Raw genomic sequence first — 20,663 nt, 5'->3', positions numbered from 1 at the left:
ATTCCTCCAAAGTAAAGGGTGGAATTATGGGCTGGGCAGAAAATAGTCAGAAAATGGAACTGATCTGGAGATAGGAAATGAGAGAACAAAGTCTCAATAATTTGTTTGGCTTTGGCCCTTTAAAACAGAGCATCATAAAAAAAGGAGCCTTATTTTAATGCTGTAACAATTTCTTCATTTTTAATTCAGTATTTCTTATTGCATAGTTGATCACAATGCGGTATTAGTATCGTGTAACTTATTCTGATTCATGGGAATTGGTGCAATTCAAAGAAAGCTTATTTGCGTAAAGTTGCGTTTCGAAAGGAATGATCATATAGTAAATTCCTGAAAGAGAAACCAAGGCAGTTATCAGGTAAAAGCAGAGACTAAGTGCAATGGCAATATCAATGTTTAGGTGAAGCAGATCGGCACCAATAAGAGCAGTTATTTCTCTGCCACCTACGCCACCAATAGTAAGAGGTAATGCAGCCACTACCGAACTAACTAAAAAAAGGAATAAGTACCCTGGAATATTAGCATTTTGGCCCAAAGCCAGAAGTAAAAAAAATGCCATAGTCATTTGCAACGCTTGCACGATAAAAGAGTATAAAGTACTGGCTTTTGTTGTGGTTTTCAGATATGGAAAAATGTATTTAATAAAGTGTTGATAAGCAAAATATGAGATTGGGATCAGTATTAAAACAGCTTGTTTGCATGAGATATAAAACGAACAAAAAACAAAAGTGATTATAAGCAAACAAAACAATGCATATAATCCGCTTAGCCTGTCAACCAAAACACTGCCCAAAAGTCGTCTCACATTGCTGTATCCTTGTTTTTTAAGCAGGTAAATTTTATACCCATCACCACCAATTCCACCAGGAAGGAAAAGATTGTAAAACATACCCAATAAGTACAACTTTAAATTTGTTATGGAATCGAGTTTAATACCTATGGCTTTAAAATAGAGCAATAGTCGAAAGGAAGCCAAGATCTTGGACAGAACAAACAAGACAAGGGCTGAAATCATAAGGAATACATTAGCATCTTTGATTTGAAACCACACATCTCTAAACGGAATTTTCGTAAAAACAAAATACAGTGCCAGTGCTGAAATAAAGATTTTAGCAAACGCCTTTAGTAACTTCGGATTTACTGTTTGTTTTAACAACTTTTCTAACCTTGAAAGGTGTTTTGTTTTGTGATTCATAGTAGGTTCTTACCTGTATTTCAGAGACAATTCCGATGGTGATTATTTGAATGCCTGCTACCATAAGAAGCATGCCTAATATTAGTATCGGCTTGCCCCAAATATCCTGCCCCATTAACTTTAAAATTAAAAGATATATGTTGATTGAACTGCCAACAATCAGCATTGCAATGCCGTATCCACCAAATAGGTGCATTGGTTTCTGCATGTATTTTTTCAGAAATACCATTAGTATTAAATCGCTGATTACTTTAAAGGTGCGATTCAAATTGTACTTCGATTTCCCAAATTGACGGGCATGATGCTTAACTGGTATTTGTGTAATTGTTGCACCTTCTAAACTGGCTAATACCGGAATAAAACGGTGAAGTTCTCCGTATAAGCCTAAGTCTTTTGCAATTTCCTGCTTGTATACCTTTAGAGTGCATCCGTAGTCTTTTATTTGAACTCCGGTAGATTGGCGGATAAAGTAGTTCGCAATTTTACTTGGGATTAATCGTAGCATCATGCCATCCTGCCTTTTTTCTCGAATTCCTGCTACTAAATCCCAATCTTCATCTTCCGCTAACTTTAACATGGCAGGAATATCCGAAGGATCGTTTTGTAAATCTCCGTCAAGAGTAACAATATATTCTCCTTCCGCTTGTCCAATTCCTGCAGCAAGTGCTGAGCTTTGTCCATAATTTTTTCTAAGCTGAACCATTACGAATCGTTCATCGGGAATCGATAAAATTCGTTTTCTTGTTTCATCTGTAGATCCATCATCAACAAAAATCGCCTCAAAATCGTAATTGTCAAGGTTTCTTACAATTTGTTCACTTAAGGGGATAATATTATCCTCTTCGTTGTAAACACAAATTACCAGACTTAACTTTTTCATATTTAATCATTTGTTGTTTTTGAAATTTTACCGAGACTTTTTAAAACTGTTGTTGTTCTTCCTTCAAACAAGTCCTTCTGTTCAAAACAAATTTGAGCATAAGCACTAAAATTTATTTCGTTAAGTTTTCTCTTTTGACTAATAACAATGCCTTGCGGGTATTGAGTGAAAAAATCTTCAAGCTCCATATTTGTCTCAAGGGTTTCTATTTTTCTCTTCAGATAAAAAGGAAAAGAAGCGTTAAATTTTTTGAAGTACACGATATGAGTATCACAATTTGTAAGAGCGAGAGTTTTTTTGACTGGATTTTCGGCGGCCACATCCGAGAACATGAGCTGTGAAATCATCAGAGAGCAGATATAAAAGCCTGATGCTAAAACAGCAAGCGATGTTTGTATTTTGTTTTTGCGATAGTAATAGAGTGCTGCAATACTGGCAAGAAAGCTTGGCAAAAATAGCACTGCAAGCTTTTGCAGTGATTGCAATTCGGGTTCCGAATGAAGTCCAAAATAGACTGCAGGAATCAAAAGGGCAGAAAATATGATCAGAAAGATAATTTCTATCCGATGCTTTTTTGTGTTTAAATCAGAAAGATAATGTGCCAGTACAATTGCAAAAAATGGATATGCAGGAGCGGTGTAGTTTGGCAAGCGGGTTGATGATGCAGCAAAAAATCCAACAATACATAAAGTTGCAGTTAGTGCGAATATGAGTAAAGGTTTTTCCCTGCTGACAAATACTTTTTTTATCGCTCTGATAAAGAAGACAGAGAAAGGAAGCATACCTGCAAGTACAAAAACAGGAGCCATGAAAAGAGTTCCCCCATGACCTTCTTTGGTGTTTGCAAATCGCTCTAAGTTGTGTTCAAGGAAGAAACCTTTGGTCCACGCTCCATCGGTTTGTTGGTGTACAGCCAAATACCATGGTAATGCAGTAAATAATACAATAAGTAAGCCTTCAAAAGGGCGTAATAATAAGATGGTATTTAATGAAAATTGCTTGCTGAAAATCAAATACAATAACATAATTAAGCCTGGCAAGGCGATGGCAATTGGTCCTTTAGTTAAAGCTCCCAATCCCAGACACAAATACATTAAATATGCTTTTGCTTTGCTTTTGTTTTTTAGGCAGTCGAAAAATAAGAACAAGCTTGATGTGATAAAGAAAATTAAATATGGATCTGGAACCGACATATGAAATTGTACGCTAAAGTGAATTGACGAAAGCAACACAACAACAGTCCAAACAGCAGTTTTAATACCTAACCAGCGTTTTGCAAACAGGTAGCTTATTAAAATTGTAAAACAACCAAAAAGAACAGAAAACAATCTGGCCGACCATTCCGAAACACCAAAAAGGGAATAGGAAATCATCATAAAGTAGTAATGCAGAGGAGGCTTATCAGTTCGAAGCTCATAATTGTATGTAGGAACTATTAAATCCCCTCTTTCAAGCATTTCCCTTGCACATTCAGCATTTCTGGCTTCATCTACAATAAAAATATCTCCGTTTATACCTACAGAAAGAGAGAATAAGGATATGAAAAATATGATTGCCGGAATCCAGTTTCTTATTTGCATCTGAGAAAATAAAAAATTCATAAAATCGAAGTGATATTATTGAGGAGCCATTTTTCCTTTATTGAAATCCCATTGAGGAATTCTTTTGTTGGAAAGTATTGATTTACGGAGGATTTTTATTTGATGGAGTCTGAATTTATTTTCGAAAAGCCAAACTACAAATATCGATTCTGCAATTCCCAGGATAGCACCAAAATATACGTCTATCAGAAAGTGTTGGAATAAATAGATTCTGGAAATGCCGACAAATACAGCAAGAGTAAAATTTATGGTAGCAACTCTGGAGTTTTTATAGATCCAAAATAGAATAAAAGCAATAGCAAAAATCGTCATTGTGTGTCCACTTGGAAATGAATGTTTGAAATGCTCTTCCATGCCAATGGGGAATCTTAATTGTTTGCCAGACAGGAAGAAGAGTGGACGCATAGCGTCGGCAAACAATATCTTTTTAAAAACAAAAGTTACGATGCCCGAAACCAAAAGAATTCCAGCACAAAGAATTGCATAGTAGTAGCGAATAAATAAAAGAACAACGGCTAAAACGGCTAAAAGTGCTCCCAATCCAAGTTGGGTAATTCCGTTAAAAAAGGGATCAAGAAATGGATTGGAATATTTATTTACGAGAATTGAGAATTCGATATCTGAAAAAATGAACAGTAATATTGCACCGATTACTACGAATCCTGTAAATAGCTGAACAGCATATCGAACGTTGGAATCCAGGTTGTTTAATTTCATCATGTATACTGATAGAAGTTCAGTACAAATATGAATTTTAAATAATTCCAGTAGATGAAATAAGATTTAAGAAATAATTGAATTTTTGTGTCAAAAAAGTTAAGAACTGTTTGGTTGTTATTTTAGGGTAAATATTTTGTTAATTTTTTTTGGATATTCTATTTGCTTTTTCAGGTTTATTCTACAGCTTTAAATAAGCTCCATGCCTCAGGTTTGGCTGCGAACCATTGTTTTACCTTTTTCCAGTTGCCCTGAAAAAAATCACAGTTTCGGTAATGGTTTAAATCGTCCTCCGAAAACCAGTGACTCACCGTGAAAAATACCGATGGATTTGATACATCCTGTAAAATTTCAAGATGAGAACAACCTGGGAAAGTAATAATATCTTTTTTTTCGCCTGAAGTAAGATTTTTAAAATCGGTAATATATTGTGGAAGTATTTCCAGCTTTACAAATCTAATAATCATGAAGTTTGATTCTAATATCTGAGTTAATATCCAGTTGCAGTAGTTCGGCTAAATTGCCTTTGTTTATGGCTATTTCCAGTAAGCCTGATGAGTTGAAGAGTGCCAGAAAATCACCTTCGGAAGTTTCGTGATAGTTCTGATTGATTTTGGAAATCCGGTAATGATTGCTTTGCACCAAAATTTCGAATTCTCTTTCCTGACGCACCGATTCAAACAAGTCTTTTGAAATATTTGTGGTTACATTCCCATACGAATCAATGTAAATAATCTGTCCGGTAATTGTTCCTTTCTGAATTAACGCGCGGATGGGAACCAATCGGAACAGTTCTTTTTGGGTAGATCCCAGTCCTGATAGATTGTTGTATTTAATAATGTGAGAAGCCACTTTGGCAAATACATTCAGTTCCGGAAAAGTATGGAAGTGATCTTCCTTTTCAATATTTTCAATGCGTACAATTTCTTCAGGATCGCCTTTCATTATCAGACTGAAAATACCATTGTCGGCACCAATAAAATAATGATCCTGATACTTTACAACTACGTGCGGGTGTTCCGGTGTTTCTTCTGATTTAACACCAATAATATGAATACTTCCTTTTGGAAAATGGACAAAGGCATTTTTTATAATAAAAGATGTCTGAGATATATTGTAGTTGTCAACATTGTGACTTAAATCTACCAATTGTGCTCCGGGACAGATCGATAGGAGGCGCCCCTTGAGTGCCCCCAGATAGTAATCGCGGTGCTGCCAATCGGTAGTTAAACTTATTATTGCCATAAATGGATCTAAATTTAAAGAGAAAGAGGAATTATTTTAAACGAAAATATATTCAGATTTCTCTTTGGTACTGCTAAACAAATCAGAATTAATAATTAATTTGTAGGCTCAAAAGTAATGAATATTGAACGGAATATATGATTGAAAAGAGCATATCTTTAGGGGTAATTGATCCTCTTGAATTTTATGGAATTAATAATTCAAAATTGGTAGTCTTAAAGGAGATGTTTCCAAAATTGAAGATTGTTGGAAGAGGGAATGAAATATTTGCCAGCGGTGAAGAAAAGACTCTTGACTTGTTTGAAATGAAAGTGAATCTTTTGATTCAGCACTACAATCAATACAATGTTCTTACGCTGGCCAACATAAAACGGATTGTATTGGAAAACACGCCGGATATACAAAATCCAGATGATCCTAAAAGTGTTATTCTTTTTGGTAATAATGGAAAAATTATTCGTGCCCGCACAGCGAACCAAAAAAAGTTGGTCGAAAAATCAGCAAAAAACGATATGGTTTTTGCAGTTGGTCCTGCCGGATCGGGTAAAACCTATACGGCAATTGCCCTGGCTGTTAAAGCCCTGCGTAATTCTGAGGTGAGAAAGATCATTTTGAGTCGTCCTGCAGTTGAAGCAGGAGAGAATCTTGGTTTCCTTCCCGGAGATTTAAAAGAGAAAATTGATCCTTATTTGCAACCACTGTATGATGCCCTGCTGGATATGATTCCGCCTCGTAAACTAGCCGATTATCTGGAGGCCGAAATCATTCAGATTGCACCTTTGGCTTATATGCGAGGAAGAACTTTGAATGAGGCATTTGTAATTTTAGATGAGGCGCAAAACACAACAACAAAGCAGCTGAAGATGTTTTTAACCCGCATGGGAACCAGCGGTAAGTTTATGATTACAGGCGATATTACGCAAATTGATTTGCCCAGAAAGCAACAATCAGGATTGATTCAGGCCTTTCGGATTTTAAAGGATATAAAAGGAATTGCAATGGTTGAATTCGATAAGTCGGATATAATTCGTCACCGGCTGGTGAAAGAGATTGTGACGGCCTACGAAATTGAAGAGGATAGGCAGGAAAAAAAGAGAGAAAGCAAAGATCAGTAAAAGAGTTACCGGTAAACAGTTTTGTAAAAAGTATGGTGAAGATGGATATAAATAACTGTTACAGCTTTTCTGCTTTTTTACTTTTATATATCTTCGCACTGAATTAAAAGCTGAATTTTTACATTATTGTTATTTTGGTAGCAGAATGCAGCAAATATCAGCTGATGCCTGGCAGTTTACAGCTAATGGCTTATAGTTTAAACCATTTTTATAAATTATTAGAATTTTTGGAGCAATGAATGAAGCAATTGTTAAAACAGATTTTAATTTCCCGAATCAAAAGAATCTATATGTAGGTAAGGTAAGAGACGTTTATAATATTAACGATGAGTATCTTGCTATGGTTGTTTCTGATCGCATTTCAGCTTTTGATGTTGTATTACCTGAAGGTATTCCTTTTAAGGGACAGGTATTGAATCAAATTGCAACCCGCTTTTTAGATGCAACATCGGATATCGTTCCAAACTGGAAAATTGCAACTCCTGATCCAATGGTAACAATTGGTCATCTGGCTGAGCCGTTTATGGTTGAGATGGTGATTAGAGGATATTTAACCGGTCATGCATGGAGAGAGTACAAAGCAGGTAAACGCGCACTTTGTGGTGAGCCGATGCCTGAGGGAATGAAGGAAAATCAGAAATTTGAAAAACCGATCATTACGCCAACAACAAAGGCAATGGAAGGTCACGATGAAGATATTTCCAAAGAAGAAATATTGAAACAAGGCATTGTATCTAAAGAAGATTACGAAATGCTTGAAAAATATACTCAGGCTTTATTTGCCAGAGGAACTGAAATTGCTGCCGAAAAAGGTTTGATTTTGGTTGATACAAAATATGAATTTGGTAAAAAAGATGGTGTGATCTACCTGATTGATGAGATTCATACACCAGATTCATCCCGTTACTTTTATTCGGAGGGATATGCTGAGCGTTTGGCTAAGAATGAGCAGCAGAAACAATTGTCGAAAGAGTTTGTTCGCGAATGGTTAATGGAGAATGGTTTTCAAGGTAAAGACGGACAGAAGGTTCCTGAAATGACTGAAGAAAAAGTAAATCAGATTTCGGAGCGTTACATCGAGTTGTACGAGCAAATTATTGGTGAAAAGTTCGTGAAAGCAGATGCTAAAAGTGTAAATGCAAGAATAGAGAAGAACATTTTAACTTGTTTGGAATCTTTAAAATAATTACCCATAAATCCCCTAAAGTGGACTAATAGGAAAGAAAAAATAAAACCGAAATCCATTATGGATTTCGGTTTTTGTATTAGATCATTTGTGTAATTTTGTATCTAAAATCGTATAAAAGGCTGAGATTTGATTCGCTTAATATCTGAAATCTAATTTCTCAGATCTTTAGAATCATCCTCCAACTCGTTTAACCTGATATCCTTCTGCTTTTAAAAGATCCATGATTTTATCTCGGTGATCGCCTTGAATTAAGATTTCTCCATCTTTGGCAGAACCTCCGCCGCCACATTTGCTTTTTAATATTTTGCCTAATTCTTTTAGGTCATCAGAAGTACCTACGAAACCTTCAATTAAAGTAACAACTTTACCTTTTCTCTGTTTTTTGTCCAGTAAAACTCTTAGTTTTTGTTTGTTCGGAGCTAAGGTTTCTTCTACCGGTTCATCATCGTATTCGTAATTGTAGTCGGGGTTCGTTGAGTAAACGATATTTTTTTTACTTTTTGCCATTTTATTTAATTGTATGTTAGTAATTAGTACACAGTAACCAGTCTAAAATGGATATTTTACCACGAAGCACCAGTTATTTATTACTATCAGTACAAAGATATTTAAAATTTGGCTTTGTAAGTAAACCGATCATAGAAATAGATGATTGAGCCTACAAAAGGGATAAAAACAACAAGTAATATCCAGATTAATCTGTTGATGCCTAGTAAATCTCTACGGAGTATATCAATTATGGCAATTACCGGAAGTAATATTGCTATTAGTTTGCTTAGCAGCCAAATGTCAAATATGATTGAAAGTATCATCGTAAGTTTTAAATTTGTGATTTGATGTTCGTCAATTTAGTTACTTTATTGATTGGCACAATTTACACATTTCTTGCTTTCAGGCATAATCATGATTCTTCCAATGGGAATTTGAATTCCGCATTTTATGCATTTTCCAAAATCATCCGAATCAATATTCTTCAGAGCATCTTTCAAGGCCGATAGTTGAATTTCCTTTTTACGCAAAGCAGCCTCATTTACACTTTTGTTGTTTATTGCATCCATTCGGCTAACTCTGCCAATGGCACAATCCGGCGAAACAGGTTGGGTGAGATCTTTCAGCATTACGATTTCATTTTCAAGTTTTGAAATTCTATCGGTAATTAGTATTTCGATTTGAACTCTGTTTAATTCAGGCATAAATTACTGTTGAAATCAATAACAAGGTAAAATTAAAAAGTATTTTGTTCTTTCTGTTTGGATGTGAATGAATTATTTCGGTGTCTATTTAGATTCATCCTAAAGTATTTTATCAGGCTAATTTATATGTGTTTGGCTAGGCTGGAATCTTACTTCTTTATACTTTTGAATTGTAAATATGTGCTGTAGTATCAGAATGGAATCGATTGCGAATCAGATTGTTTGAATTGTGGTATTCCAGTTATTTAGCATTTTATTCATTCATTTATTTAAGAAAAGTAATGAACAAGATAGTTGAAAAAGAGAATTTTTCAGAAAAAGTAGTAAAAATTGTGGTTGAGGCACCTTTAATTGCTAAGGCTCGCAAACCAGGTAATTTCGTAATTGTACGGGTAGGCGAAAAAGGGGAACGTATCCCTTTAACAATTGCCGGTGCAGATATTGCAAAGGGAACAATTACCATTATCGTTCAGAAAATGGGCGTGTCGTCTACTAAATTGTGTCAGCTTGAAGTTGGTGAATATGTAACAGATTTAGTTGGTCCGCTTGGAAAACCAACTGAAATTCACAATGTTGGCACTGTGCTTTGCTGCGGTGGTGGTGTTGGTGTTGCGCCACTGCTTCCAATTGTTGAAGGATATAAAAAAGCGGGTAATCGTGTTATTACTGTTATTGCAGCAAGATCAAAAGAGCTTTTGATTCTGGAAGATGAAATGCGCAAACATTCCGATGAGCTTATCGTGATGACAGATGATGGTTCATATGGAAGAAAAGGTTTGGTTACTGAAGGTATGGAAGAGGTTATTAAGCGTGAAAAAGTGGATGAGTGCATCACCATTGGGCCTGCCATTATGATGAAATTCTGTTCCTTGCTGACCAAGAAATATGAAATTCCTACCATGGCGAGTTTGAATAGTATTATGGTTGACGGAACGGGTATGTGCGGAGCATGCAGGGTTACCGTTGATGGTAAAACTAAATTTACTTGCGTAGATGGACCTGAGTTTGATGCTCATAAAATTGATTTTGACGAAATGATGTCAAGATTAGGCGGTTACAAGGAAGAAGAAAATGACAAAATGGATCATTTTCAAAATTAATCAATTAAAGACAAAACAGGACAATGGAAAGGTCTGAAGAATATATAAAAAACGAACGTAAACAAGAGTGGAGAGTCGAACTCCAAAAACTGACAAAAGCCAAAGATCGTATGGCGGTTGAAAGGGTGGAGATGACAGAAATGGCTCCTGAAGAACGAATTAAGTCTCAGCGTGTTGAGGTGAATGTTGGTTTAACCAAAGAGGAAGCAATGCGTGAAGCCACGCGTTGTATGGATTGTGTAAATCCAACCTGTATGGAAGGATGCCCTGTTAGTATCAATATTCCTAAATTTATTAAAAATATTGAGCGTGGCAATATTTTGGAAGCGGCATCTGTTTTAAAAGAAACCAGCGCTTTGCCAGCGGTTTGTGGTCGTGTTTGTCCTCAGGAAGTACAATGTGAGCAAAGGTGTTTTTATGTTGAGAAATTGAATCTGCCTTCTGTAGCAATTGGTCATTTGGAACGTTTTGCTGCAGATTTTGAAAGAGAATCCGGAGTAATTTCTGTTCCTGAATTGGCAGAATCAAATGGTGTTAAAGTTGCAGTTATCGGTTCCGGACCATCAGGTTTGTCTTTTGCCGGCGATATGGCTAAATTGGGTTACGATGTAACTGTTTTCGAAGCTCTGCATGAAATTGGCGGAGTGTTGAAATATGGCATTCCTGAATTCCGTTTGCCAAATGCAGTTGTTGATGTGGAAATTGAAAATTTACGCCGAATGGGTGTGAAATTCATCACCAACTACATTGTAGGACAAACTGCAAGCTTAGATGATTTAAAAGAAGAAGGATATAAAGCATTCTATGTAGGTAGTGGAGCTGGTTTACCTCGGTTTATGAATATTCCGGGTGAAAATTCGAACGGAATTATGTCATCAAATGAGTATTTAACCCGTGTGAATTTGATGGGAGCTGATTCGGAAGAATCGGATACGCCAATATTACGCGGTAAAAATGTTGTGGTTGTTGGCGGTGGTAATACTGCTATGGATTCGGTTCGTACTGCAAAACGATTAGGTGCTGAAAGAGCAATTATTGTTTATCGTCGTTCTGAAGAAGAAATGCCTGCCCGTGTTGAGGAAGTTCATCATGCAAAGCAGGAAGGAATAGAGTTCCTTACCTTAACGAATCCAATTGAATACATTGCTGATGAAAATAGTCGTGTAAAGCAAATTAAGGTTCAGAAAATGGAATTAGGCGAACCTGACGCATCGGGCAGAAGAAGACCAATTCCAATGGAAGGTTCTGAATATACTATTGATGCAACAGTAGTTGTGGTAGCAGTAGGAGTTTCTCCAAATCCATTGATTCCAAATTCTGTAGAAGGCTTGGAGGTTTCGAAATGGGGAACGATTGAAGTTGTAAAAGATAAAATGCAATCGTCAATACCTGAAGTATTTGCGGGTGGAGATATTGTTCGCGGTGGCGCTACAGTTATTCTTGCAATGGGAGATGGTAGAAAAGCTGCTAAAAATATGAATATCTATTTGCAGGAAAAATATTTATCCAATAAAGTGGAACACTAAAAATTAGAAAAAATGAAAGAGTTTAATTCACTTGAAGATATTTTAGATTTTGCCATTAATGAAGAACAAATGGCTGCTGATTTTTATACAGAACTTGCTGGTAAAATGAAACATCAGGAGATGAAAGATACTTTTGAGCAATATGCCTTGGAAGAACTTGGTCACCGAGCCAAATTGGAGGCAATTAAGAATGGTAAAAAGTATCAGGTTTCAGAAGCTAAAGTTGCAGATTTGAAAATTGGGGATTATTTACTGGATGTAGATGTTGATAAATCAAATATTACTTATCAGGAAGCGTTAATTCTTGCCATGAAAAAGGAGAAAATCGCTTTTAGATTGTATAATGATCTAGCTTCTACGGCCATAGATGAATCGTCGAAAAAATTATTCCTTATGCTTGCTCAGGAAGAAGCAAAGCATAAACTTCGTTTTGAAGTGGAATACGACAATAATATTCTAACAGAGAATTAGAATTAAAAAACTTTGTATGGAAAAGCTGCAGCATTGGGTTGCAGCTCTTTTTTATTATTATGCTTTAAAAGATATAGAGTGGAGGTCTTTAGTTCGTGAGTCAAAAATTAAAAGATCTTCTTTAAAGTAAAGAATGGATAATTGGACTCAAACTGAACAGAAGATTTAAATTAGGAGGTTGTAATAAAAAAGCCGGCAATTCTTAAAACGAATTAACCGACTCAAAAATTCACCTCTGTATGAGAAAAGGGAACTTTTACTTATTTACAGAACTATGTAACGTTGTTCCTGTAAGTTTAATTTTGTAGGGCCATTGTTCATCGTTGCCTGAAAACCCGTCATTATTGTGTATCCAATGTTCGGAAGGAGCACCTGTAACAACTAACCATAAGTAAGAAGTATTTTCGGGAACTGTAAATAAAGCCTTACCAATTGAATTGAAATTGGGAGTGCCGTACACTCTTTCACCATTGGTTTTAACAGCTACAAAAGCATAGCCCCAACCTGCTTTATCCACATTCACTGCATTGTATCCGTCAGCACCGGCAATGCCTTCAAAATCAAGTCTTATTTCCGTTCCGGACGCAGGAACTTCCAATCTTATTCCATTGTAACCGTAGTTTTGAGGACATCGGTTTTCTGCAATGCGGTACCAGCCGTCACCTATTGATTTAAAAGCGCAGGTATGTTTATTTGCATAATTTTTTGCATAAGGACGAATGCGATCCATATCCCAAGTCATAAATTTTTGGGCAGCATCTAATATTTCATTGTTGAAGGCGGCTTGATCTATTTTAGTTATTCTTTGGTATGTCATAACAGGATCTTCCCCGTTTATGGCTTTATTCCAAAGTTTACCAATAAAATCAATTCCGTGTTTGTCTGACCAATATTCCAAAATATAGGGAGAACAATACATATTATCCTCGTGAAGGAAAGCCTTGTGTGTATTCAGCATGAAATTGTCGAAGTGGTAATTCTCCAGTTTCATCCAGTTTGGATAAAACTGAAACAGCATATATTGCGAAGTCATTTCGAAGATGGACACGTTGTTGCCGGATGTAAATCCCCATTTACCATCGCATGATACCATGTATTGAAAAGCATGTCCCATTTCATGAGCCATAGCTGCATAAGGTTTGGTTTTAATCCGGTTGGGGGTAAGCCACATTGCTCCAATTTTATTTTCTGCACCTCCTCCATAAACGGTTCCTTCGTTGCTATAATAAATGTAGAAGTTCATTCGGTATTTGTCGGTAAGGGAGTTTCCCTTCTCTACAAATTTGAGACTGTCACGATAGAATTTGTACATTTTTTCACTTTCTTCTATTAGATCGTCCAATTGAAATCGATATTCTGTATCTGCTGTTTTTGAAGGATCATTTCCAAATTTAGATTCCCAAAAAGCAACCAAATTTGCTGTTTCCTTCATTCTCGCAACAGAGAACTGACTTGCACTATTTTGGTAGTCATTATCTTGTTCCACATTCCAGATACTTGCTGGGTAATAGGTTTCTTTTGAACTTTCTTCTTCGGGGAATTCAGGATCAGGTTTAACTATGGGATTATCAGGAGAATCATCAGAATCTCCGCAACTGCAAAAAAACAACACTTGAAAGATAAGGCAGAATAAGTAGGGTCGTATTTTGATCATTTTTAAAACGTTTTAAGTTGAATAAATAAGAGTTCGAAGAAGAGAATTCCCTTCTTCAAGCTCTGTATTGTCAATTATTATAAACTTATTCGTACGGAGTAGCATCCAGTTGTGGTGCTTTTCTTAACTCACTGCGAGGAATTGGCATCCAATAGTTTTTCGGAGCATAGAAGTTACGGGTTTCAATTGCTTCTGATTTTAGCTCGTAGGTTTTACTTCCATCTTTAAATTTCTTGATGTTTATTCCTTCAATTGGTGTTTTGTAAATTTCTTCAGCTTGTTTCCATCTTCGGATATCGAACCAACGCTGACCTTCAAACAATAGTTCTATCTGGCGTTCGTATTCATATTCTGCACGTATATCTACGCCTTCTGCGGGAGGCAGTAAGGAGCGCTCACGAACAAGGTTGATATAGATAAGCGCTTCTGGGTTTTTGTGTAATTCAATTAAACATTCAGCATAGTTTAAATACACTTCAGCAAGCCGCATATAAATCCATGGCGTTGTGTTGGCATTAGTGCCAAAATTATCATAGTTCGGATCAAGGAACTTTTTTAATCCATAGCCAGTTTGAGTGGCATTCCACCACGATGGCCCTTCCCGGCTGTCTTTTCCTGGATCGACTTCAGCTTCTCCTGAAACAAAAAATTCTATTTCACGATTATCATCACCGAATCCCCAGTTGTCTCCATCTACAAAAATAGTGGCATGAAGGCGCAGATCCCTGTTGTCCCAAGGCTTTTCTGTATTTTTATTGGGAATATATTTAGAACCGTCACTCATTTGGAATTTACTTACAACATTATGCGTTGGCTGTAAGGTTCCCCATCCCTGAAACCCATTTCCTGTTCCGCAAGGAGCCTGATGCAGGAAAACATTATTAGAACCCGCAACATATTTTTTATCATACAACTTTTCGAAAATAATTTCAGGATTCTTAGAATCTAAAAATAAAGAAGCATATTCATCAGAATTGGAGATGGATTGTAAACTGTACTTATGCAGATCGAGGACAGCTTTATTTGCATCTGCAGCTTTTTGCCATTTTATCTGATCTGGATAATTTTTATCGTATAAAGGGCTGGCAGCAAAGAGCAATGTCCGGCCTTTTAGCATGAGAGCTGCACCTTTTGTAGCTCTTCCAAAATTTTTAGCGTTACTATATTCCAGAGGTAAAAGGTTCGCGGCGGAATCACACTCGGTAACAATAAAGCTAGCTACATCTTCCAGTGATGCGCGGGTTTCTGTAAATTCTTTTGTATCCAACGGATATACCTGACTGATTAATGGAACTCTTCCATAAAGACTGTAAAGCTGGAAATAGAAATAAGCTCTTAAAAAATGTCCTTGTCCGATTAAATCATTTTTCCAGATATCATCTCCTGAACTTGGAGTTGGGACTTCTTTTATGTTTTCGAGAAATAGATTTACATCTTTTATAGCTCCATAGAAGTAATCCCAAGGATTCCACATGTCGTCTTCCCAACCAAAGCTTGAATTATCAGAAGAGAGATAACCTTGCCGAACATTTTCTGTACCATAGGTGTGCATCTGAAAAATTTCTTCTGAAAGGCTTGCAAATCTTGAACCCTTTTCTGCTTCTGCTTTTATTTTGGTATATGAAGTATTTAAGTAAGATTCGGCCAAAGCTAAATCATTCCATACTGCAGCATCGGTGAATGTATCTACCGGATCGACATCCAGTATCTCGTCGTCGCAGGAAATTATGCATAAAGACGTGAATAATACAAGTACGTATATAATATATCTTTTCATATGATTATAATTTGTTTTTGATTTGCCATATGGAACTTACCATGCTGGAATAACCATCCCGTTGTGTGTCAAAATTACTTTGGCATGGACGTTTCATATGATTATAATTTTTTTTTGATTTTTACCTGATTAGAAAGATAGATTTACCCCAGTTGTAATTGTCCTTTGCAGAGGATAAGCAGTAAGTCCGTTGGCTTGATAGTTATCAGCATTAATAGATATTTCAGGATCAAAATCTTTGATTTTGTCGATAGTAAATAAATTGCTTCCATTTACGTAAAACCTCAAGTTTGTTATTCCCATTTTGTGAGATATTGATTTTGGTAATGAATAACCTAACTCCACTGATTTTAAACGCAAAAACCTTGCATCCCTTAACCACCAAGTAGAAGCTCTGCCGTTGAAATCATCCCCATAAGTTTGTTTTATGAAGGCTCTTGGCCAGCGGGCTTTTGCATTTTTTTCTGCAGAATTTGCATCACTCCAGCGACCTTCATAAAAATCTGTCATCATATTCATAGTAGGCTGTACCATCATTTTTGCTTTTGCCTGTCCTTGGAAAAAGGCATTAAAATCAAGGCCTTTCCAACTTCCGTTTAATGTTAAACCATAAACAATTTTTGGGGTTGCTGATTCGTTAACTCTGATGGCATCATCGTAAGTAATATTTCCATCATCATTTGTATCTCTGTAAATCAGATCTCCAGGCTTGGCTCCATCGATGTGCACTGAGTTGTCAACTTCTTCCTGTGTTTGGTAAATTCCAAGTGCATCGTATAAAACCATTGCATCAATCGGATGTCCTGTTGCACGTTGCCAAGCTGGTGTTGATACAGCTTCATCAATGTATTCCATTTTATTTTCAGCGAAGGTGAAATTACCGCTGACATTCCATTTAAAGTCACCATGGCTGCCGTTATAACCTGCAACAATCTCGATACCGCTGTTTTTTACTTTGCCAATGTTTTCAGCAGGTAAAGCTAAACCGGCATAGTCAGGAATTGAGGCATTTCTTGTGCGTAAAATATCAGTTCTTTTAGAGACAAAGTAATCAAAGTCAAGATTGAATTTTCCATCAAGGAATTGAGCTGAAGTCCCTAAGTTTGTTGTTTTAGCTGTTTCCCAGGTAATGTAAGGATTGGCTGTAACTTTCTCGAAAAGCCCTTTTTGCACAGCATCACCAAACAAAACTCCATCTGATGAGTGATCTTCAGTTGAAATAAAGCCATAACTTGACAAAAACTGGAATGGATTGATGTTATCGTTCCCCATCATTCCCCAAGAGCCTTTTAGTTTAAAGAAGTTTACAACAGATTTTAAAGGACTAAAAAATGATTCTTCAGACATAATCCAGCCTAATGATATAGCTGGGAAAAGTCCCCAACGTTTATTAGCAGGAAAATTCATTGATCCATCATAACGCAGGCTTATTTCTGCAAGATATTTATCGTTGAAATTATAGTTAATACGTCCAAAATAGTTTTGGCGGGCACTCACACCAGCATATCCTCCGGTACCTTGATCCTCAGGATTACTGCTGCCTGCAAAAATCTGCATTATGGATGTAGAAAGATAGTTGGTTCGATATGCCGATACATTATTATAATTGTATTTGTATTGCTCGTAAGCAGCAAAAGCATCTATTTTGTGATTGCCAAATGAATTTTGATAGCCCAAACGAGCATTAATGGTTATTGCATCTGAATTATCTGCCCAGGAATTTAACGAAATAGCTCCGGTTGCTGATCTCTTGCTGTTATATTTATCGGTTGCTGAATCGTATTGATATAAATCATAAGGATGATTTATATCTTTCCCATTTTGAAATGAATAGTCAAGTGCTGCATATCCTTCAGTGTAAAGACCTTTTGTAATAAAATCAAGGTCAATATGTAAAAATGGTTTCAAGTTGATAATATTATTCTTTTTTTCACTGGTGCCAGGCTGATCGGTTACCATTACCGCTGCGTTATTTGTAACCCCATCAAATCCAACACGAGGCAAACCATTTTCGTAGTATGGAGCAGCCATCGGATTTGTTGTTAAGAAATAACCGAAAAGATAATCAGTAGCATAAACTCCACGTTTCCGGCTCTCCTGACGGCCATTAACATCCAAACCAAAACGGATCCGCTTGGAAAGTTCCGCATCTAAATTTGCTGTAAACTGATACTGGGAATAGTCCTGCGGACTGTTCTTATAGATGACATCCTGCCACATGTATTGAGCTGAAGTATAGAATTGCACTTTCTCATTACCTCCGCTTACCGAGATGTTATGCTGTGTTTTGGGAGCCCACTTTTTTGCTGCGGAATTCCACCAATCGGTGTTGGCATAATTAATGGGATCAGAACCATCCTGCAGTTTTTGCAGAGCATCTTCACTATAAGTTTCTGATAATCCGTGTCCTCTGTCGTACTCGTTCACGTATGTTGCATACTGAAGTGAATTTAGCATATCGGGGATGCGTGTTGGCTGCGAAATGGAGTAGTCACCATTATATTTAACTGTAATGCCACCTTTTTTTCCGCGTTTTGTGGTAACAAGAATTACACCATTAGCAGCTCTGGCACCGTATATTGCCGCCGAAGCATCTTTTAGTACCGAGATTGATTCAATATCTTCCGGATTTAGTCGGGAAAATCCCCGGCCGGCAATTCCATCTACAATTATCAACGGACTGTTATTTCCAGTTGTCCCTTTTCCCCTAATAAAAATTGTTGCATTGTCTTCTCCCGGCTCACCGGATCTCACATTAGCAATCACACCGGCAGTTTTTCCTGCCAAAGTATTGGTAAGGTTGGCTGCTGAAACTTTCTTGAGATCATCACCACTTACCTGCGAAATAGAACCGGTGAGAGTTGCTTTCTTTTGGGAACCATAACCAACAATAACAACTTCGTCTAATCCTGTCATATTTTCTTTCATGACTACATTAAATTCTCTTTTATTTCCAATAGCGAATTCCTGCTGGTTAAAACCGATATAGCTAAATACAAGAGTTGCATTCTCAGAAGAAACAGTTATCGAAAAATCTCCGTTAAGATTAGAAATTGTTCCATTTGTTGTTCCTTTTTCGATAACGTTGACTCCTATTAATTGTTCTCCATTTATGTCTTTGACAGTCCCTTTTACAATTACTTCACCTTGAAGGATAGCAATATCACCCTTTGTTATTGCCGCATTTGCGGGAAAGAAAGAAATGAGTAAAAGGCATACTATTGTGTAAAATATGATTTTACGCAATATTGGATTGAATTTTAAATTTTCATTCATATTCTTTTATTTTATTATTTCTATTGGGTTTAGATTTTTATTCTAATGTGAATGAATAGGTTTCTTTATATGATTTTTCAAACCAGCTTTCATAAACATAACAGTCGATATAAACCTCGCCGGTAAGTGTATTGAAATATGATTTGTTTTCTGTTACCTTATTTGTTCCTCCGTTTTCTTCTAATAATTCAAGGAAAGTGTGGATCTTTATTTTTTTACAATTTTCTTTGCCTGTCATATCTTCATCTGTAACAGAGAATAATACAACATACCAATCACCATCTCCATTGAAACCATACTGAGCATCAGCAATAACCGCATCCCAAGCTGTATCGCCTGCACGTTGACATTTAGAAGCATCCCATACTACATTCCCAATATTACGAGAACGTGCATTATCAGTAATGTTTAATTTATAGGTTCCGGCCAACGATTTTATTATGTCAAGATAAATTGTATTTGATCCGGATATTGTTCCTGTTTCCAAATTTCCTTCATTTAAAACAAATGGAACCAAATAATGAACATCATTGCTGAGATCTATATCGGAAAGATCTATGCTGTAAGGGATATTTGCGGTTTTACTTCCAATAGCTACCTTGCCATTTTCAATTGTTACAGTTCCTTCAGGTAAAGTTTGGTAGTTTGTGCCTGAGTTAGTGTTAAAAGCAGAAATCAGAGATGGATCGTAGTTGAAATTAATTGATAAATCGCTTGATACTATTGTGTTTGTTGTAACATTCACCGAACTATTAAGAATATTTAAACAGGATGCCGTTTCAACAGTCTCCGATGCGCTTGCTTCTGTTATGGATACCTTAAGGTCAGAAATATTAATAATATAATATACCGGATCTTCCTGAACTATAAGATAATCGGAATTGGATGATTGTAAACGACATGGCAGCAGGTACTTTTTATCTTCAGTTAAACCCGTCGCATTAATTTCTCCTTTCACAGTTATATTTCCGGAGCCTTTAACATTATCTACCGAAAACGAATAATTTTCTTCAGGTAAAAGAGTATATTCTCCTGTGCTTAATAAAGGTGCCTGAGTATCTACAAACATTGACACAGTGTTAGGATCAATGCCCGTAAAATTTAGAGCCCCGGTTACACTAATTGTTTCTTTTATTTCACTGTCTTTTGATAAATAAAGGTTTGTAGGTGCAGATGTAGAAACAGTAATGGCAGAGGATTTCATATTTACATGAACCAAAAGTGTATTTTTGTTTTCAGAAATGTCTACACCTTTAGTTTCAGTAGTAACTGAATTAATTGGTAATAGATAGTTTGATGCAGCCTCAACAGAACCAGCGTATAAATAGAGTTTTTTTGAATACAAGGTCATTTCAAAACTTGTCTTTTTCGATTTAATGTCAAATTTCACACCTTCTGTTATCGAATAATACTCGGACGGTAAGAGTTGATAACTGGTTCCATTGTCCTCGTTGTACTTTTCAAGGGATGCTTCGTCAATAATAAAACTCATACTTAGTTCTCTGGATATTCCATGAACTCTGTTGTATTCAATGGTATATTTTTCAGATTCATTTTGTGAAACTGAAGTTGCATTGTAAAATCCTGAAGTTGCAAATCCGGGATCGATTTCTATTAATGGGACAGGATTCATTAAATCATCCCCGCATGCACTTAACAGGAAAATAGCTAAAATTGGATAGCAAAGTTTTCTTATTTTCATATTACAATAGATTGATTAAGGGTTA

The 20,663-nt window shown here is 36.3% G+C and carries 18 protein-coding genes; 5 read left to right on the top strand and 13 right to left on the bottom strand.

Annotation, left to right across the window (positions count from 1 at the left end):
* Nucleotides 1-238: 238 nt before the first annotated feature.
* The 6 genes from BZG01_RS04585 to BZG01_RS04560 form a co-directional block, all read right to left on the bottom strand.
* The gene (locus tag BZG01_RS04585; protein ID WP_101308652.1) at nucleotides 239-1,192 is read right to left on the bottom strand and encodes a lysylphosphatidylglycerol synthase transmembrane domain-containing protein; all 954 of its coding nucleotides are present in this window, start codon (nucleotides 1,190-1,192) and stop codon (nucleotides 239-241) included.
* Entirely contained in the window at nucleotides 1,107-2,072 is a 966-nt protein-coding gene (locus tag BZG01_RS04580; protein WP_101308651.1) for a glycosyltransferase family 2 protein, read from the bottom strand. Before BZG01_RS04580 ends, BZG01_RS04585 begins: the two co-directional genes overlap by 86 nt.
* 2 nt (nucleotides 2,073-2,074) lie before the next feature.
* Nucleotides 2,075-3,673, bottom strand: a complete 1,599-nt coding sequence (locus BZG01_RS04575; RefSeq protein ID WP_101308650.1) for an ArnT family glycosyltransferase — start codon at nucleotides 3,671-3,673, stop codon at nucleotides 2,075-2,077.
* A gap of 15 nt (nucleotides 3,674-3,688) precedes the next feature.
* A complete protein-coding gene (locus BZG01_RS04570; protein ID WP_180327210.1) occupies nucleotides 3,689-4,390 on the bottom strand; it encodes a phosphatase PAP2 family protein in 702 nt (233 codons plus the stop codon).
* A 176-nt stretch (nucleotides 4,391-4,566) separates the two neighbouring features.
* Nucleotides 4,567-4,857, bottom strand: a complete 291-nt coding sequence (locus BZG01_RS04565; RefSeq protein WP_101308648.1) for a putative quinol monooxygenase — start codon at nucleotides 4,855-4,857, stop codon at nucleotides 4,567-4,569.
* On the bottom strand, nucleotides 4,847-5,635 hold the full coding sequence (locus tag BZG01_RS04560) for an SAM hydrolase/SAM-dependent halogenase family protein (protein ID WP_101308647.1): 789 nt from the start codon (nucleotides 5,633-5,635) through the stop codon (nucleotides 4,847-4,849). The genes BZG01_RS04565 and BZG01_RS04560 overlap by 11 nt, the downstream gene beginning before the upstream one ends.
* Nucleotides 5,636-5,772: 137 nt before the next feature.
* On the opposite strand from BZG01_RS04560, the gene BZG01_RS04555 reads away from it, so the two are divergent.
* Together BZG01_RS04555 and BZG01_RS04550 are read left to right on the top strand one after the other, a co-directional pair.
* Nucleotides 5,773-6,750 (top strand): PhoH family protein, encoded by a 978-nt coding sequence (locus BZG01_RS04555; RefSeq protein ID WP_101308646.1) that lies wholly within the window; start codon nucleotides 5,773-5,775, stop codon nucleotides 6,748-6,750.
* 235 nt (nucleotides 6,751-6,985) lie between these two features.
* On the top strand, nucleotides 6,986-7,936 hold the full coding sequence (locus BZG01_RS04550; protein ID WP_101308645.1) for a phosphoribosylaminoimidazolesuccinocarboxamide synthase: 951 nt from the start codon (nucleotides 6,986-6,988) through the stop codon (nucleotides 7,934-7,936).
* Between the two features lie 174 nt (nucleotides 7,937-8,110).
* Here the strand turns inward: BZG01_RS04550 and BZG01_RS04545 are convergent, their stop codons facing one another.
* From BZG01_RS04545 to BZG01_RS04535, 3 genes are all read right to left on the bottom strand, one after another.
* Nucleotides 8,111-8,446 carry a translation initiation factor gene (locus BZG01_RS04545; protein WP_101308644.1) on the bottom strand — a complete coding sequence of 112 codons (336 nt, stop codon included), beginning with the start codon at nucleotides 8,444-8,446 and terminating at the stop codon, nucleotides 8,111-8,113.
* Between the two features lie 101 nt (nucleotides 8,447-8,547).
* Nucleotides 8,548-8,751 carry a PLDc N-terminal domain-containing protein gene (locus BZG01_RS22080; protein ID WP_101308643.1) on the bottom strand — a complete coding sequence of 68 codons (204 nt, stop codon included), beginning with the start codon at nucleotides 8,749-8,751 and terminating at the stop codon, nucleotides 8,548-8,550.
* A gap of 45 nt (nucleotides 8,752-8,796) precedes the next feature.
* On the bottom strand, nucleotides 8,797-9,132 hold the full coding sequence (locus tag BZG01_RS04535; RefSeq protein ID WP_101308642.1) for a TraR/DksA family transcriptional regulator: 336 nt from the start codon (nucleotides 9,130-9,132) through the stop codon (nucleotides 8,797-8,799).
* A gap of 281 nt (nucleotides 9,133-9,413) precedes the next feature.
* Here BZG01_RS04535 and BZG01_RS04530 point away from each other — a divergent pair, with 281 nt between their 5' ends.
* The 3 genes from BZG01_RS04530 to BZG01_RS04520 are packed head-to-tail and all read left to right on the top strand — an operon-like array spanning nucleotide 9,414 to nucleotide 12,229.
* Nucleotides 9,414-10,232, top strand: coding sequence for a sulfide/dihydroorotate dehydrogenase-like FAD/NAD-binding protein (locus tag BZG01_RS04530; protein ID WP_101308711.1), 819 nt, complete (start codon nucleotides 9,414-9,416; stop codon nucleotides 10,230-10,232).
* A gap of 23 nt (nucleotides 10,233-10,255) precedes the next feature.
* Nucleotides 10,256-11,758, top strand: coding sequence for an NADPH-dependent glutamate synthase (gene gltA, locus BZG01_RS04525; protein WP_101308641.1), 1,503 nt, complete (start codon nucleotides 10,256-10,258; stop codon nucleotides 11,756-11,758).
* Nucleotides 11,759-11,770: 12 nt separating this feature from the next.
* Entirely contained in the window at nucleotides 11,771-12,229 is a 459-nt protein-coding gene (locus BZG01_RS04520) for a ferritin-like domain-containing protein (protein WP_101308640.1), read from the top strand.
* Between the two features lie 256 nt (nucleotides 12,230-12,485).
* On the opposite strand, the gene BZG01_RS04515 is transcribed toward BZG01_RS04520, so the two are convergent.
* From BZG01_RS04515 to BZG01_RS04500, 4 genes are all read right to left on the bottom strand, one after another.
* Entirely contained in the window at nucleotides 12,486-13,883 is a 1,398-nt protein-coding gene (locus tag BZG01_RS04515) for a DUF6055 domain-containing protein (RefSeq protein ID WP_143470832.1), read from the bottom strand.
* Nucleotides 13,884-13,968: 85 nt separating this feature from the next.
* Nucleotides 13,969-15,660 (bottom strand): RagB/SusD family nutrient uptake outer membrane protein, encoded by a 1,692-nt coding sequence (locus BZG01_RS04510; RefSeq protein WP_101308638.1) that lies wholly within the window; start codon nucleotides 15,658-15,660, stop codon nucleotides 13,969-13,971.
* Between the two features lie 129 nt (nucleotides 15,661-15,789).
* On the bottom strand, nucleotides 15,790-18,936 hold the full coding sequence (locus BZG01_RS04505) for a SusC/RagA family TonB-linked outer membrane protein (protein ID WP_101308637.1): 3,147 nt from the start codon (nucleotides 18,934-18,936) through the stop codon (nucleotides 15,790-15,792).
* Nucleotides 18,937-18,973: 37 nt separating this feature from the next.
* Complete coding sequence (locus BZG01_RS04500) at nucleotides 18,974-20,638, bottom strand: DUF1735 domain-containing protein (protein WP_101308636.1); 1,665 nt, start codon at nucleotides 20,636-20,638, stop codon at nucleotides 18,974-18,976.
* Nucleotides 20,639-20,663 lie beyond the last annotated feature (25 nt).

Source organism: Labilibaculum manganireducens (assembly GCF_002843385.1).
GTDB classification, from domain to species: Bacteria; Bacteroidota; Bacteroidia; order Bacteroidales; family Marinifilaceae; genus Labilibaculum; species Labilibaculum manganireducens.
This window is presented reverse-complemented; position numbering and strand designations above follow the sequence as displayed.